This is a genomic window from Mesorhizobium sp. M5C.F.Ca.ET.164.01.1.1, assembly GCF_004792125.1.
Lineage (GTDB): Bacteria > Pseudomonadota > Alphaproteobacteria > Rhizobiales > Rhizobiaceae > Mesorhizobium > Mesorhizobium wenxiniae.
On the sequence record NZ_SRTG01000539.1, the window covers coordinates 1 to 291 of the forward strand.

The window sequence follows — 291 nt, forward strand, 5'->3', positions numbered from 1 at the left end:
GCGCAGGTGACCGCGCCGAGCACCGTGCGCGGACCAAGCAGGCTGGCGCCTTTGCCGGCGACGGCAACGGCCGACGCTTCGGAAACCGATGGTGTGCCGGCCAGGTCCCGCGAGAGGCTGGAGCTGCTGAGCGTCCGTGGCGAGGCTGCCTGGAGAGCTGCGTCATCGACGATGATGACCGGAAGGTTCAGCGCGCGGCCGGCGGCAGCGATCGCGTCTTCATCCTTCTTGAGCGCCGCGGTGGCCAGGGCCGAAGGAGCCGACATCGCCAGCCCATGCGCTTCGAGCGCG

General features: G+C 70.8%; 1 protein-coding gene. It reads right to left on the reverse strand.

Features of this window, described 5'->3' with window-relative positions:
• A partial coding sequence (locus EN807_RS34645; RefSeq protein WP_135938099.1) for a cobalamin biosynthesis protein occupies positions 1–291 on the reverse strand: 291 nt, incomplete at both ends.